Raw genomic sequence first — 14,577 nt, forward strand, 5'->3', positions numbered from 1 at the left:
ATACGCTGCATTTTCTTGTTCATAATGGGTTCCTGTTTACTGTATCCATCATGTGTCTGGTACACGTGGTGCTTCTGATTCTTACACTTATAGCGGATGTACCACCTTTGATGTTTTTCAATATACTCAGCGTCATAGTATATCTCTTTTGCGTGATACTGTGTAAAGTGGGGTATATCATGCCGGTATATATCAGCATCCTTTTGGAAGTAACGATATATTCGGCGCTTGGGGTATATTTCATAGGATGGGACAGTGGATCCTGTAACTTTTTGTTTTCAATAGTTCCTATTATCATCTACTTTGGATGCTTTTTGTTTAAGGGACCAAAAAGATGGCTGATAGTCTTCTTTCTGGCTCTGAACTATATTTTGTTTGTGGTGCTGTATACCTTGTTTTCAAAGGCAGTTCCGGTTTTTGTTCTGGCAGCGCCAATGAGAATGACCATGATGATCTTCTCAACCTTTGTTATGGTCTTTTCCATGATCTTCTATAACACAATCTATATTTATTCAAGTGAAGGTGAGATGTTATCACTGGAGCTGCAGAACGAGCAGCTGGCTGTGGATGCCAATAAGGACACTCTGACACAGCTTCTCAACAGACGCGGCTTTTTGCCTTTGGTAAAAAAGCGTATGGAAGATACGAATGAGCATTTCTGTATCGCCTTTTGTGACATTGATAATTTCAAGCGGATAAATGATACCTACGGTCATGATTGCGGCGATGAGGTTTTAAGGAATATTTCCAGGACCATTGAAAAAGAGCTGCCGGAATGTGATGTCTGCAGATGGGGAGGCGAGGAGATTGTCATTCTCCTTAATGACTACGATTTTGACACCGCCAGACAGGCAATGGAATCCCTCCGGACGCTTATAGAAACTACTCCTACGGTTTTCTATAACAAGCGCATTCACAAGACCATAACCATAGGCCTTGTGGAATATCAGGGTGATTTTGAGAGTGCTGAAGAGATCATAAAAACTGCTGATGAGAGAATGTATTACGGAAAGCAGCATGGAAAGAATATTGTAATCTACAAGAATGTAGGTTAAATTAGGTACGAAGACCTTGGAGGAATACGATGGTAAGGATACTATCAGACAGTACCTGTGATCTGTCAAAAGAGCTTTTGGAAAAATATAACGTCGGTATAATCCCTCTCTTTGTAAGACTTGGGGAAGAGGAGTACCTGGACGGAATAAACATCACACCGGAGGATCTTTACAAGTGGTCTGATGAACACGGCGAGACACCTAAGACCGCCGCTCCCAGTGTAGAAGTTATCGGAAAGATGCTGGACCCCAAGGGGGATGATGAGTACGTGGTATTTGCCATTTCATCCTCCATGTCAGTCAGCTTTCACAATATAAGACTTGCAGCCGACAATTACCGTATGGCTGACAGAGTCCATGTAATAGATTCCGCAAACCTTTCAACAGGTATAGGACTTCAGGTCCTTCGTGCTGCTCAGATGGCAAAAGAGGGAAAGACAGCTGCCGAGATCGTTGCAGATATAGAAGCTATCAAGAGTAAAGTCAGGGCAAGCTTCGTTGTAGATACTTTGGTTTATCTGCACCGCGGCGGAAGATGCTCAGGACTTGCTGCTCTTGCCGGTACAGCCCTTAAGCTACATCCTAGGATTGCTGTAATTGATGGTGCAATGCATGCTGAAAAGAAATACAGAGGAAACAGCAAGAAGTATGTCATGGACTATGTAAAGGACATGGAAGCTGACCTTAAGAGCGCCAGAAAAGAGAGGGTATTTATAACTCATTCAGGGTGCGATGAAGAGATAGTAGGTATGGTCAGGCAGTACCTTGAGGGTCTGAACCACTTTGATGAGATATTGGAGACCAGAGCAGGTTCTGTAGTTTCATCCCACTGTGGTCCGGGAACCTTGGGAGTATTGTTTATAGCGCAGTAACTAAGATGTCAGGGATTTTTTTCCCTGACATTTTTTTATTTAAAAGGTGTTGACAATTGTTGAGCGGAGGTTTATATTCAACATATGAACAGTTATTCATATGTTGAAATGTTGAAGGGATAACGGAAAGGAAGAGCATATGTCCATAAATGATGTAGAGCATTGCGAAGTGGTGCATAAGCACAGTGAAGTGGTGCTGAAGGTTCACAGAGAAATGCCTGATGAAGATAAGCTGTATGACCTGGCTGAGCTTTTTAAGGTGTTCGGGGATTCCACAAGAATCCGAATCCTGTTTGCTCTATTTGAGCAGGAGATGTGTGTGTGTGATATAGCTGAGAGCCTGGACATGACCCAGTCAGCCATATCCCATCAGCTTAAGATCCTGAAGCAGAGTAAGCTTGTAGGAAATCGCCGTGAAGGCAAGCAGATTATTTATTTCCTTGCAGATGAGCATGTAAGGACCATCATAGATCAGGGAATAAATCATATTGAAGAATAAAGAAAAGGAAAGGTGGAAAGAATTATGAAGAAAACATTTAAGTGTGAGGTTGATTGTGCAAACTGTGCAGCAAAGATGGAAGAGGCTGTAAAGAAGATCGATGGAGTTGTTAGCGCCAGAGTTAATTTCATGACTCAGAAGTTTACATTGGAGGCAGCAGACGACGTATTTGATAAGGTTTTTGATGATGCAGTAAAAGCTTGCAAAAAGGTTGAGCCGGACTGCTCTATCGAAAAATAAGATTAGGATTCAAGGAGGTCAGCCATGACCAAGAAACAAAAAAAGACCCGAAACAGAATACTTATTGTGCTGGTACTTTTTGCCATCCTTCTTATCCTTGATAAGATCGGCATCCTTGAGCCACTGCCCTGGTTTATTAAGCTTATCATTTACCTGATCCCCTATGGAATCATAGGATATGATGTCATCAGGAAGGCAGTTATCAATATCAGTCACGGACAGGTTTTCGATGAGAACTTCCTTATGATGATCGCGACCTTCGGAGCTTTTGGCATTGGAGAGTACTCAGAGGCACTGGCGGTAATGCTCTTTTACCAGGTGGGCGAACTTTTCCAGAGCTATGCTGTTGGAAAGTCCAGACAGTCTATAACTGATCTTATGAGTATTGCACCAGAGTATGCAAATCTTGTAGGTGAGGATGGCCAGGTAAATGAGGTTGACCCTGAGGAAGTAAGTGTAGGCGATATCATACTGGTAAGAGCAGGAGAGAAGATCCCGCTGGACGGTACAGTTATTGAAGGTGAGTCCTTTGTAGACACTGCAGCACTTACTGGTGAGTCTGTTCCCAGAAGGGCAGCAGAGGGCGACAGCGTTATCAGTGGCTGCGTAAACGGCGAAGGAATCCTTAAGGTAAAGGTTGATAAGGCTTACGAGGATTCAACTGTTGCAAGGATCCTTGATCTCGTTGAGAATGCCAGCAATAAGAAATCCAGAATGGAGAACTTCATCACACGGTTTGCCAGGTACTACACCCCGGTTGTTACTATCGGAGCAGTACTGCTTGCAGTGATCCCTCCGCTTCTTGGCCAGATACCTTTTTCTGACAGCATAAGAAGAGCATGTATTTTCCTTATAGTTTCATGTCCTTGTGCACTGGTTATTTCGGTTCCTCTTGGTTTCTTTGGCGGAATCGGAGCATCCTCCAAGAAGGGTGTCCTTGTTAAGGGCAGCAACTTCCTTGAGGCTGTAGCACAGGTTGATACTGTTGTATTTGATAAGACAGGAACCATCACAAAGGGCGAGTTTAAGGTAAGCGAGATCGTACCTTCAACCCAGTCAGATATTACAGAAGACCAGCTCCTTTCTCTGGCAGCTTATGGTGAAATGTATTCAAATCACCCCATTGCCAGATCCATCCTTGCCTGCTACGCTGAGCGCAACGACGGCGCAAAGCCTGATCCTTCTCACATTGATGAGGCTCAGACCAAGGAGATTGCAGGAAATGGTATCAGCACGATCCTTGATGGAAAAGAGCTTTTGGTTGGTAACGACAAGCTGATCAATGTCCCTGCGTCAATAGGTCTTTTAGATGAGGCCGCAGGCACTGTTGTCTACGTATCCTACGACGGCTTCTACGCTGGCAGCATCGTGATCGCAGACGCTATTAAGGACGGAATCAAGGAGGGCATAGCTTCCCTCTACGACCTGGGAGTTAAAAGAGCTGTCATGCTCACTGGAGACAATGAGACAATTGCCCGGCATGTGGCTGATCAGGTTGGAATAAATGATGTGAAGGCAGGCCTTCTTCCCGCTGACAAGGTCAGTGCAGTTGAAAAAATGCTTTCAAAAGATGATAATGGTAACAGGCTTGCGTTTGTTGGCGATGGAATCAATGACGCCCCTGTACTAATGAGAGCGGATGTGGGAATCGCCATGGGATCTATGGGATCTGATGCTGCTATAGAGGCAGCGGATATTGTCATCATGGATGACGATGTCAGGAAGATCTCTTCAGTTATGAAGATCGCCCGTAAGACTGTAAGGATCGTAAAAGAAAACATAGTCTTTGCCCTCTCAGTCAAGATCATCATCCTTATTCTGGGCGCCCTGGGACTAACTACCATGTGGCTTGCAGTATTCGGAGATGTTGGAGTAGCAGTTATAGCAATACTTAATTCCATGAGGGCTTTAAAGGACTGATCCTCAAAAATTAACCCTCATGGAGGTAATATAGATATGCCAAGAGCAGAACTTTACGTTGGAGAGCTTTTGATGAAGATGGTCGCCAGACAGACCGGCGAGATCAGTAAGGTGGACTTTTCACCACAGAAACCGGCTTTCATCTCGCTTTCCTTCCCTGATGAACAGTTTCTGGAGAGATCCTCTCCGGAATCCCAGGGCGTAAGCTCTGCTTTTTTTACTGAGCTTATCAGGGATCTGGAGATGGACAGGGATTGCAAGATGCACAAGTTCATCGCCCTTCGTCACGGGAAGGTGATCGCAGAGTGCGCCTTTGAACCCTATGACATGGAGATGTGGCATGTGACCTATTCCATGTGCAAGTCTGTCACAGGAATGGCCATAGGGATACTTATGGGTGAGGGTAAGCTTTCGCTGGATGACAGGCTTGGAGATATATTTGCCCCAAGGCTTGGTCCTCTTAGCATTTTCAGAAAGACGGTGACAGTAAAGAACCTTCTTACCATGTCCAGCGGCGTCGAGTTTAATGAGATCGGAGCTGTCAGTGGAAATGACTGGAGAAAGAGCTTTCTGGATGCTTCCTTTAAGTTCGATCCCGGAACCAGATTTGAATATAACAGCATGAATACCTACATGCTTTCTGCCATTGTGACTGAGATCACAGGACAGTCTCTCTTTGATTTCTGCAAGGAGAGGATATTTGATCCCATGGGCATCAAGAGAGTCTTCTGGGAGAGCTGCCCACAGAGCATCACAAAGGGCGGCTGGGGCATGTTCATGAGAATAGAGGATATGGCTAAGCTTGGTCAGCTCTATCTCCAGAAAGGCAGATGGAATGATCAGCAGATAGTGCCTGAGGAATGGGTTACTGAGTCTACCTCCTGGCAGATTGAGACAGGAAGCGATGACAATGCCCACTACGGCTATCAGCTTTGGATAAATGATGACAGACCAGGCTCCTTTGCCTACAACGGAATGATGGGCCAGAACGTGTTTGTTTACCCTGACCTTGACATGGTTGTGGTGACAAATGCAGGAAATGCAGATGTATTCCAGACCAGCAGCATGGCTGTTAAGATCCGTGACAGGATGAAGAATGAGATAGTGGTTTCTGATGAGCCGCTGCCTGAGGATTTTGTGGCTCTTTCTGAGCTTAAGGCTATTTGCAAATCTGTAAGCGGAAGAAATGCGGATTTCCCTGTTATCGCAGGAGGCGGTTGGAAAAACAGAACTGTAAAGATGACCACCGGCTCTACCAGAAACAGAGACATAAAGCTTCCGGGGAAGAAGCATGACTTCAAGTCCGCCGTTAGCTCTTTTAACATAAGAAATGAAAATCAGCTGATTCAGAAGTGGCTTACGAAGCTGGATGGGAAGGTATACGACCTGGATACCACGGGAGTAGGTCTTTTACCCATAATGATGCAGGTGGTCCACAACAACTTCACTGACGGAATGAGGAAGATCGGCTTCAGGCTCACTCCTGACAACGCCTTCTACATTGATATCTACGAGGGTGAAGTGATCTACAGGCTCCGCTGCGGATTTGGGGGCAAAAGATATGTGAGCGACATAAACGTTCACAGCGAAAACTACAAGGTTTCTCTGGATTCTACGGTCACTACCGATGAGTACAACCGCCTCACCATAAGAAATGACATTTATTTCCTTGAAGAGGCCTGCATGAGGACCTTCAATATCTATTTCCTGGATGATGCAGTTGACAGGATAGACCGGAAGGGAACCTTTATTCATCCTTCGCTTCCCGGCGGCATAGAGATCAGGATGAGGGAGACTCCGGGAGCCGACATGCTCCATGACACCTTAAAGAACTTCAACATTGAGGGTACAGGCTGGGAATCAGCTATTATCTCAAGGTTCATGAAGGGCGGTATGAAGGAAGCTATCGGACATGCAGTGAACAACACTGTAGAGCCCACCATTTACGGACGTCTTGAGACTCCGGTGGACCTTTTGGGACTTGAGGACTCATCTGAGGGTAATCAGGAGGACCAGCTGCCCGGCACAGATGACCTCTTGATTGCAGAGACCCCTGAAAATGAGGTATCATGATATGTGATGATTGGGTCAAAGGTCTAAACCCATGACATGCTTGCATGCCAGAAAAGACCTGATAAGGAGGCAAATAAATATGGAAAACAGAATGTATGAAAGGCTACTCAGATGCAAGGATGCAGTAAGGAAATATACTTCCTTTGAACCGGAGGTTGCTCTGGTACTTGGATCAGGCCTTGGAGCATTTGCAGAGAATATAGAGGTTGAGGCAGAGGTCAGCTACAGTGACATTCCGGGCTTCCCTGTATCAACAGTTCCAGGACATGCAGGAAAATTCATCTTTGGATATCTTGGAGAAGTTAAGATTGTTTGCATGAAGGGAAGAGTTCATTTCTATGAGGGCTATGATGTGGCAGACGTTGTAATGCCAGCAAGACTCATGGGACTTTTAGGAGCAAAGATTCTTTTCCTTACAAATGCAGCTGGCGGTCTTGGAGATGGCTTTAATGCAGGGGATCTGATGCTGATCACAGATCACGTATCAATCTTTGCACCAAATCCTCTTGTTGGACCCAATCTGGATGAGTTGGGACCAAGATTCCCTGACATGTCTGAGGTTTACAGAAAGGACCTTCAGGATATCATCAGAACAGTTGCAAAAGAGAATGACATTAAGCTCCAGGAGGGCGTATATGCTCAGCTTACAGGCCCTTCATTTGAGTCTCCTGCAGAGATCAGACTCCTTAAGAGCCTTGGCGTTTCTGCAGTTGGCATGAGCACGGTAAATGAAGCTATTGCAGCAAATCATATGGGGCTTAAGGTTTGCGGAGTATCCTGCATCAGTAACCTGGCAGCAGGACTTTCCGGAGAGCCTCTTTCCCACGGGGAGGTTCAGGAAGCTGCAGATAAGGCAGCACCTCTTTTCACTAAACTTGTAATGGAATCTATCAAGAGATTTTAATAGGGGGGCTAAAGCATGAGAACTCGCTTTTTCAATGCAAGAATCCTTACAATGGAGCCGGGAAAAGAGATTTTTACCGGAGAAGTCTGGGTCAAAGAAGACCGTATAATATTTGCAGGAACAGAGGAAGAGGCGCGGACCTACTGCGACTCACATCAGGATGCAATCTTAGTTTGGGACAGGGAGATAGACTGCAAGGGCAATCTCCTTATGCCTGGATTTAAGAATGCCCACACCCATTCAGCCATGACCCTGATGAGATCCAAGGCTGATGACCTTCCGCTGCAGGACTGGCTTGGAACCCAGATCTTTCCTATAGAAGCCAAGATGACTGCAGATGATATATATCACCTGAGCAAGATTGCAATCATGGAGTACCTTACAAGCGGCATGACAGCTGCATTTGAGATGTATCTTACTCCATTCTCCGTTGCAGATTCCTTCAGGGACTGCGGCTTCAGGTGTGTGCAGACCAGCTGTGTAAATAATTTCTCCCAGTCTGTGGAGCTTTTAGAGAGATACTACAACGAGCTCAACGGAAGAGATGAGTATAATTCATTTATTCTTGGGGTCCATGCTGAGTATACCTGTTCAAAAGAGCTTTTGGAGCAGTGTGCAGAGCTAACCAGAAAATATAAGGCTCCCTTCTGGGCTCATATCCAGGAGACAGAAAAAGAAACAAAGGAGTGTCAGGAACGCTATGGCATGACTCCTTTTGAATTCCTGGATTCTTTGGGACTTTTTGAGTATGGTGGTGGCGGATACCACGTTGTCTGGACCAATGAAAAAGACAGAGAGATCATGAAAAAGCGTGGTCTTTATGCTGTTACAAACCCGGGCTCCAACACAAAGCTGGCCAGCGGAATTGCACCAATTGACCAGTATCTTAAGGATGGAATTCCTGTGGCTATCGGTACTGATGGCCCTGCCAGCAACAACTGCCTTGATATGTTCAGAGAAATGTTCCTGGTAACAGGACTGGCCAAGCTAAAGGACATGGATGCGTCAAAGGTTGATGCAGCAGAAGTCCTTAAGATGGCTACCGTGAATGGCGCTCATGCCATGGGACTTAAGGATGCTGACTATCTTGCAGAGGGCAAGCTTGCGGATATCATAATGATCGATATGCATCAGCCTAACATGCAGCCCGTCAACAACATCGTAAAGAACCTTGTTTACAGCGGAAGTAAGTCAAATGTCCTTATGACCATGATCGGTGGTATCATCCGCTATGAAAAGGGACAGTTCAATATCGGCGCAGACCCTGAAGAGATCTATGCTAAGGCAGCCGAAATATCAAAGAGGTTATATAGCTAAAATATGGAATTATATGCGATTCTGATAATTGTAGGACTCTTTATCCTGGTGGCCTTTTTACTGGGACTAAGGGATAAGATAACTGCAGAAAAGAACCTGATAAAGATCCTTACAAGGATCTACGGACAGGCCCCCACCAAACACTATAAGAATGACGACATGGACCATGTGACGGGTTTTTACAGGAATCATCAGGATGATTTCCAGATTGATGATACCACCTGGAACGACCTGAACATGGACGGTGTCTTCAAAAGACTCAACTACTGTCTTTCAGCAGCAGGAGAGGAGTATCTTTATTACATGCTCCGAACCCCTAAGCAGGAGGATGATTTTGAGAAGCTTGAAAAGCAGGTGGATTTCCTTCAGAAAAATGATGAGGACAGACGTAAAATTCAGCTGATATTTCACCGTATAGGGAATACCAGCAGATATTCAATCTACGATTACATTGATTATTTAGAGAAGTTTGGCAAGGGCAGCAATAACTTTCACTACATCATGCTTTTGGTGCTCCTTGCAGCTATAGTGCTGTGCTTTGTGAATTTCAACTATGGTTTTATAGCACTGATTATTCTTATGGTTGTTCAGATCATCTCGTATTTTAGGATAAAGAGTAATATTGATCCTTACCTGGTGACCTACAACTATATCATGAGAGTGCTCAGCTCCGTGAAGAATTTCTCTTCTCTTAAGCAGGATGTATTTGCAGAGGATATGGAGGAACTCAAAAAAGCAGCTGCAGAGTTCTCTTCCTTCAGGATGGGGGCAGATATTCTCCTTTCTCCCGCCAGAAACAATTCCTCCGGAAATCCTGTAGATCTTGTTATGGACTACATCCGCATGGTGACTCATCTTGATATCATCAAGTTCAATCAGATGTTCAGGATCATTGTGGAGAAGATGGATAAGCTGGATAAGATCCTGGAGATAACCGGCAGGATAGAAGCGTGTGTTTCTATCTCCTGCTTCAGGGCTTCCTTTGAGGGACGCTACGTTATACCTGAATTTGCTAAGGGCCCATATATGGGAAAAGAGCTTGTTCACCCACTAATAGAAGATGCTGTAGCAAATGATATTGAAACGGGGAGAGGTGTTCTCCTTACAGGATCAAATGCTTCCGGAAAGTCCACTTTCCTTAAGACCTGTGCCATAAATTCTATTCTTGCCCAGTCAATCCACACTGTTATCGGATCAGAGTACAAGGCAGAGTTTTACAGGATATTCTCCTCCATGGCACTTAAGGATGACATCTTTGAAGGTGACAGCTACTACATCGTAGAGATCAAGTCAATTAAGAGGATCCTTGATGCAGCGGCCCAGGAAGGCAGCAGAGTCCTTTGTTTTGTGGATGAGGTCCTTCGCGGAACCAATACTGTTGAGAGGATAGCAGCTTCCACCCAGATCCTTAAAAAGCTGGCAAAAGAGGGTGTTTCCTGCTTTGCAGCTACACATGATATTGAGCTGACAGCTCTTTTGAAGGAAGAATACGATATCTATCATTTCGAGGGCGATGTGACTGATAACGATGTACACTTCGATTACAAGCTAAAACAAGGCCCTGCCACCACAAGGAATGCCATCAAGCTCCTGGGAGTTCTTGGTTATGACGAGAATATTGTTCAGGATGCCCAGAAAATGGCGGATGATTTCCTGGTGAAAGGGAAATGGGCTGTGACTACTTAACGAGGTTTTTTCGAGTTTAGCAGGAACGTGTTCTGGCGAGCAAAGCGAGAGCAGAACCACATTAGAAAGGACATATATTAAATGCACGTGGAAATATATTCTGACGGGTCAGCCCGTGGTAACCCGGACGGTCCCGGAGGATACGGCGTTGTTATGCGCTATGTGGATTCCAAGGGGGAAGCCCACGAAAAGGAAATAAGCGCAGGCTATGATAAGACCACCAACAACCGCATGGAGCTTTTGGGTGCCATTGTTGGGCTGGAGAATCTTAACAGACCCTGCGAGGTAGATATGTACTCAGATTCCAAGTATGTCATCAGCGGCTTTAAGGAAGGATGGCTTAAATCCTGGATGAAGAACGGCTGGAAGACAGCTTCAAAAAAGCCTGTTAAGAACGTTGAGCTATGGCAGAGGCTCTTAAAGGCTGCAGAACCCCACAAGATCACCTGGAATTGGGTGAAGGGCCACGCAGGACACCCTGAGAATGAAAGGTGTGATGCTCTGGCAACTTCAGCAGCTGATGGTGATCCTGAGACTCTTTTGCACGACGACGGTGGGGATCTCAGGTAAGGAATTTAGATGATCTATTATATTGCAGACTGTCATTTCTTCCATGGGGCTCTCAATGAGAAGATGGATAAAAGAGGCTTTGGCAGCCCCGAAGAGATGAATGAATACATGATAAAAAAGTGGAATGACAAGGTCACTGGGCAGGATACGGTGGTTGTCATAGGAGATCTGTCCCTTGGGAAGGCTCCGGAGACGGCAGAACTCTTAAAAAGGCTTAAGGGCAAGATTGGCCTTATTGTGGGGAATCATGACAAGTACCTTAAGGCTGCAGATTTTGATGCCTCCAGGTTTGAGTGGATAGACAACTACCGGGAGATAACCGATTCCCAGAGACAGGTGGTGCTCTGTCACTATCCCATACCTTTTTACAACGGCCAGTACAGGCTTCGTCACAACAAAGATCCAAAGACCTACATGTTATATGGTCATGTTCATGAAACCAGGGATGAAGTTCTTTTGCAGAAATTCATACAGCAGATACGGGAAACAAACTACACGCCCATTCACAGTGAGCATGAGAGCAAGATCCCCTGTAATATGATAAACTGCTTCTGCAAAAGGTCGGATTACGAGCCTCTTTCCCTTTCGGAGTGGATCCGGCTGGATAATTTGGATTCAAAATAAATTAACTTTATATAAAAATATTTTCAATCGTTTTTACGCAAACAAAATAGTGATATAATTATTGTTGGACACGTTGATCATGCATCCAGAGAAATGAAGAACGGGGGCAATATGAGCGATAAGAAAAGACTTGTAACGCGTAGTGACTTTGATGGACTTGTTTGTGCAATGATCCTTAGGGAGTGCAATCTCATCGAAGAGATCAAATTTGTTCACCCCAAGGACGTACAGGACGGAAAGGTTGAGCTTTCCGATAACGATATCACCACAAACCTGCCCTATAACAAGAATGTTTTTATGTGCTTTGACCATCATGAGTCAGAGCTGACCAGAAATGCAGATATGAAGGAGAGCACAAACTGGTTTATTGAGGGCGATGCAAAGTCTGCTGCAAGGGTTGTTTACAACTATTACAAGAATGCCGGATATTCCCTTGACAGGATTTCTGATGAGATCATGACAGCAGTAGATAAGGGCGATTCTGCCGACTTTACTAAGGATGAGATCCTTGATCCTAAGGGCTGGGTTCTTATGAACTTCCTTATGGATGCCAGAACAGGTCTTGGAAGATTCCATAATTTCAGGATCTCCAACTATGATCTCATGATGGAGCTTATTGACTACTGTATCAACCACAGCATCGATGAAGTTCTTCAGCTTCCCGATGTTAAGGAGAGAGTAGACCTTTACAATGAGCAGTCAGAGCAGTTTAAGAAACAGTTAAAAGAAATATCTCACATGGAAGGCAAGGTTGTTGTAGTAAATCAGAAGGCGGCCGGAGACATCATTTATGCCGGAAACCGCTTCATGATCTACGCTCTGTTCCCAGAGGCTGAGATTTCAATTCATGTAGCCTGGGGCTTCAAAAAACAGAACACAGCTGTTATGATAGGAAAGTCCATCATAAACAAGGTTTCAAAATTCAACATCGGTGAGATGTGCCTTGAGTATGGCGGAGGCGGACATGCCAATGCCGGAACCTGCCAGATCGACAATGACAAGATCGATCAGATTCTTCCGGAGATTATAGAGAAAATTAACAATAATTGATAGTTCAGCCCGACGCATTGGCTGCGGAGGGCGTGAGAATATGATGCAGAAGTGCAGAAATCCCATCGACGAAGTCGATTCTCATGATTTCTGCATCGTATCTGCGAGGGGACTGAGCAGATAAGATTAACAACGGGTAATTTAAGTTTATGGTAGTAAATGAAACTAAAAAAGCTCTTATAGCTATGAGCGGCGGCGTTGACAGCAGCGTTGCCGCTATGCTTATGGTCAAAAATGGGTTTGATTGCATGGGCTGCACCATGCGCCTTTATGAAAATGACATGATAGGAGAGGACCTTTTCGGTACCTGCTGTTCCTTAAAAGATACTGAGGATGCCAGGCAGGTCTGCGAGCGGATCGGGATCCCTTACAACATCTATCACTACGAGATCCAGTTTCAGGACAAGGTGATAGAGCCCTTTGTGTGCAGCTATGAGCGCGGGGAGACGCCAAATCCCTGCATAAGATGCAACAAATATCTTAAGTTTGATATTCTCTATGAGAAGGCAAAAGAGCTTGGATATGATAATATAGTTACCGGCCATTATGCCAGGATTGAGGAAAAGGACGGACATTTTTATCTGAAAAAGGCTAAGGACCTTTCTAAGGACCAAAGCTACGTATTGTACGACCTTACAGAGGAACAGCTTCGTCACACCTACTTTCCTTTAGGAGAGCTTACCAAGGTGGAAGCCAGGGAAATTGCTGATGAGAACGGCTTTGTCACCTCCCATAAGAAGGACAGCCAGGATATCTGCTTTGTGCCGGATGGCGACTACGCCGGCATGATAAAGAGGTACAGGAACAAGGAGTATCCTAAGGGGAACTTCGTGGACCTTGAAGGAAACGTTCTTGGAACCCATGATGGCATAATAAATTACACCATTGGCCAGAGAAGAGGCCTTGGAATCCCGGCAGACAGGCGCCTGTACGTTAAGCGCATTGATTCTGACCGAAACGAAGTCATCCTTGCAGATGATGAGGATCTTTTTGAAAAAGAGCTTTTGGTAAGGGATTTCAACTGGATAACAGGTAACGCTCCGGAAGGTGAATTCAGGTGTCAGGCCAAGATAAGGTACAGACACAAAGAACAGCCTGCCACAGTCACAATTCTTCCGGAAGGAAAAGCCAAGATAGTATTTGATGAGCCTCAGCGCGCCATTACACCTGGACAGAGCGCTGTACTGTATGACGGGGATACGGTACTTGGAGGCGGAATCATCTGTCTATAGATCTAAGAAAAGGGGAGAGTAAATGAAAAAAGACAACATAATCCTGATAGGTATGCCCACATCAGGAAAGAGTACAATGGGCGTAATATTAGCCAAGATTCTTGGCTATAACTTTATTGATGCTGACCTGGTGATCCAGGAGCAGGAGGGAAGAAAGCTCTCAGAGATCATTGAGACTGAAGGAGTTGAGGGCTTCATTGATATTGAGAACAGGGTAAACACCGGAATAGAAGCACAAAAGACCGTGATCGCCACCGGTGGAAGCGTAGTCTATGGCAAGGAAGCCATGGATCACTATAAGAACATTGGAAGGGTTGTTTACCTTAAGGCAGACATGGATACCCTTACAAAGCGCCTTAGAAATGCAAAGCAAAGGGGCGTTGTTATGAGAGAGGGCCAGTCCCTTATTTCCCTCTATAATGAGAGAAGCATTCTTTATGAGAAGTATGCGGATATTGTTGTAGAAGAAGGAAATGACAGCTTCGAGGAGGTTGTAGCAAAGATCCTCGGGGAGCTGTCATAAAGGTTTAGAAAT

At 45.0% G+C, this 14,577-nt stretch carries 14 protein-coding genes; all 14 read left to right on the forward strand.

The window, feature by feature from the left end; genetic code table 11:
• Window positions 1–179: 179 nt before the first annotated feature.
• The 14 genes from BO18_RS12260 to BO18_RS12325 all read left to right on the forward strand — a co-directional run bounded on the left by BO18_RS12260 (window position 180) and on the right by BO18_RS12325 (window position 14,565).
• A complete protein-coding gene (locus BO18_RS12260; protein ID WP_034446510.1) occupies window positions 180–1,055 on the forward strand; it encodes a GGDEF domain-containing protein in 876 nt (291 codons plus the stop codon).
• Between the two features lie 29 nt (window positions 1,056–1,084).
• Entirely contained in the window at window positions 1,085–1,927 is an 843-nt protein-coding gene (locus tag BO18_RS12265; protein ID WP_034446511.1) for a DegV family protein, read from the forward strand.
• Window positions 1,928–2,066: 139 nt separating this feature from the next.
• Complete coding sequence (locus tag BO18_RS12270) at window positions 2,067–2,426, forward strand: ArsR/SmtB family transcription factor (protein WP_034446512.1); 360 nt, start codon at window positions 2,067–2,069, stop codon at window positions 2,424–2,426.
• Between the two features lie 24 nt (window positions 2,427–2,450).
• Window positions 2,451–2,666: a cation transporter gene (locus tag BO18_RS12275; RefSeq protein WP_034446513.1), complete on the forward strand. Its 216-nt coding sequence runs from the start codon at window positions 2,451–2,453 to the stop codon at window positions 2,664–2,666.
• A 24-nt stretch (window positions 2,667–2,690) separates the two neighbouring features.
• Window positions 2,691–4,586 (forward strand): heavy metal translocating P-type ATPase, encoded by a 1,896-nt coding sequence (locus BO18_RS12280; RefSeq protein ID WP_034446514.1) that lies wholly within the window; start codon window positions 2,691–2,693, stop codon window positions 4,584–4,586.
• Window positions 4,587–4,622: 36 nt separating this feature from the next.
• Window positions 4,623–6,659, forward strand: coding sequence for a serine hydrolase domain-containing protein (locus BO18_RS12285; RefSeq protein WP_051688694.1), 2,037 nt, complete (start codon window positions 4,623–4,625; stop codon window positions 6,657–6,659).
• A 79-nt stretch (window positions 6,660–6,738) separates the two neighbouring features.
• Entirely contained in the window at window positions 6,739–7,563 is an 825-nt protein-coding gene (locus BO18_RS12290; RefSeq protein ID WP_034446516.1) for a purine-nucleoside phosphorylase, read from the forward strand.
• A 15-nt stretch (window positions 7,564–7,578) separates the two neighbouring features.
• Complete coding sequence (locus tag BO18_RS12295; protein WP_185752417.1) at window positions 7,579–8,880, forward strand: amidohydrolase; 1,302 nt, start codon at window positions 7,579–7,581, stop codon at window positions 8,878–8,880.
• A gap of 3 nt (window positions 8,881–8,883) precedes the next feature.
• Window positions 8,884–10,566: a MutS-related protein gene (locus tag BO18_RS12300; RefSeq protein WP_034446517.1), complete on the forward strand. Its 1,683-nt coding sequence runs from the start codon at window positions 8,884–8,886 to the stop codon at window positions 10,564–10,566.
• An 81-nt stretch (window positions 10,567–10,647) separates the two neighbouring features.
• Window positions 10,648–11,136: a ribonuclease HI gene (gene rnhA / locus BO18_RS12305; RefSeq protein WP_034446518.1), complete on the forward strand. Its 489-nt coding sequence runs from the start codon at window positions 10,648–10,650 to the stop codon at window positions 11,134–11,136.
• Window positions 11,137–11,145: 9 nt separating this feature from the next.
• Complete coding sequence (locus BO18_RS12310; protein ID WP_034446519.1) at window positions 11,146–11,760, forward strand: metallophosphoesterase family protein; 615 nt, start codon at window positions 11,146–11,148, stop codon at window positions 11,758–11,760.
• 111 nt (window positions 11,761–11,871) lie between these two features.
• Window positions 11,872–12,810, forward strand: a complete 939-nt coding sequence (locus BO18_RS12315; protein ID WP_081861006.1) for an exopolyphosphatase — start codon at window positions 11,872–11,874, stop codon at window positions 12,808–12,810.
• A gap of 149 nt (window positions 12,811–12,959) precedes the next feature.
• A complete protein-coding gene (gene mnmA / locus BO18_RS12320; RefSeq protein ID WP_034446523.1) occupies window positions 12,960–14,042 on the forward strand; it encodes a tRNA 2-thiouridine(34) synthase MnmA in 1,083 nt (360 codons plus the stop codon).
• Window positions 14,043–14,064: 22 nt separating this feature from the next.
• Window positions 14,065–14,565 (forward strand): shikimate kinase, encoded by a 501-nt coding sequence (locus BO18_RS12325; RefSeq protein WP_034446525.1) that lies wholly within the window; start codon window positions 14,065–14,067, stop codon window positions 14,563–14,565.
• The last annotated feature ends 12 nt before the right edge of the window (window positions 14,566–14,577 follow it).

This window comes from Butyrivibrio sp. AE2032 (genome assembly GCF_000702965.1).

Excerpts from the sequence above, each read along its gene's own strand:
- BO18_RS12265 (WP_034446511.1), top strand. The coding sequence starts at position 1,085 with ATGGTAAGGATACTATCAGACAGTACCTGTGATCTGTCAAAAGAGCTT.
- BO18_RS12290 (WP_034446516.1), top strand. The coding sequence starts at position 6,739 with ATGGAAAACAGAATGTATGAAAGGCTACTCAGATGCAAGGATGCAGTA.
- rnhA (WP_034446518.1), top strand. The coding sequence starts at position 10,648 with ATGCACGTGGAAATATATTCTGACGGGTCAGCCCGTGGTAACCCGGAC.
- BO18_RS12285 (WP_051688694.1), top strand. The coding sequence starts at position 4,623 with ATGCCAAGAGCAGAACTTTACGTTGGAGAGCTTTTGATGAAGATGGTC.
- BO18_RS12310 (WP_034446519.1), top strand. The coding sequence starts at position 11,146 with ATGATCTATTATATTGCAGACTGTCATTTCTTCCATGGGGCTCTCAAT.
- BO18_RS12325 (WP_034446525.1), top strand. The coding sequence starts at position 14,065 with ATGAAAAAAGACAACATAATCCTGATAGGTATGCCCACATCAGGAAAG.
- mnmA (WP_034446523.1), top strand. The coding sequence starts at position 12,960 with ATGGTAGTAAATGAAACTAAAAAAGCTCTTATAGCTATGAGCGGCGGC.
- BO18_RS12260 (WP_034446510.1), top strand. The coding sequence starts at position 180 with ATGCCGGTATATATCAGCATCCTTTTGGAAGTAACGATATATTCGGCG.
- BO18_RS12295 (WP_185752417.1), top strand. The coding sequence starts at position 7,579 with ATGAGAACTCGCTTTTTCAATGCAAGAATCCTTACAATGGAGCCGGGA.
- BO18_RS12300 (WP_034446517.1), top strand. The coding sequence starts at position 8,884 with ATGGAATTATATGCGATTCTGATAATTGTAGGACTCTTTATCCTGGTG.
- BO18_RS12280 (WP_034446514.1), top strand. The coding sequence starts at position 2,691 with ATGACCAAGAAACAAAAAAAGACCCGAAACAGAATACTTATTGTGCTG.
- BO18_RS12270 (WP_034446512.1), top strand. The coding sequence starts at position 2,067 with ATGTCCATAAATGATGTAGAGCATTGCGAAGTGGTGCATAAGCACAGT.
- BO18_RS12275 (WP_034446513.1), top strand. The coding sequence starts at position 2,451 with ATGAAGAAAACATTTAAGTGTGAGGTTGATTGTGCAAACTGTGCAGCA.
- BO18_RS12315 (WP_081861006.1), top strand. The coding sequence starts at position 11,872 with ATGAGCGATAAGAAAAGACTTGTAACGCGTAGTGACTTTGATGGACTT.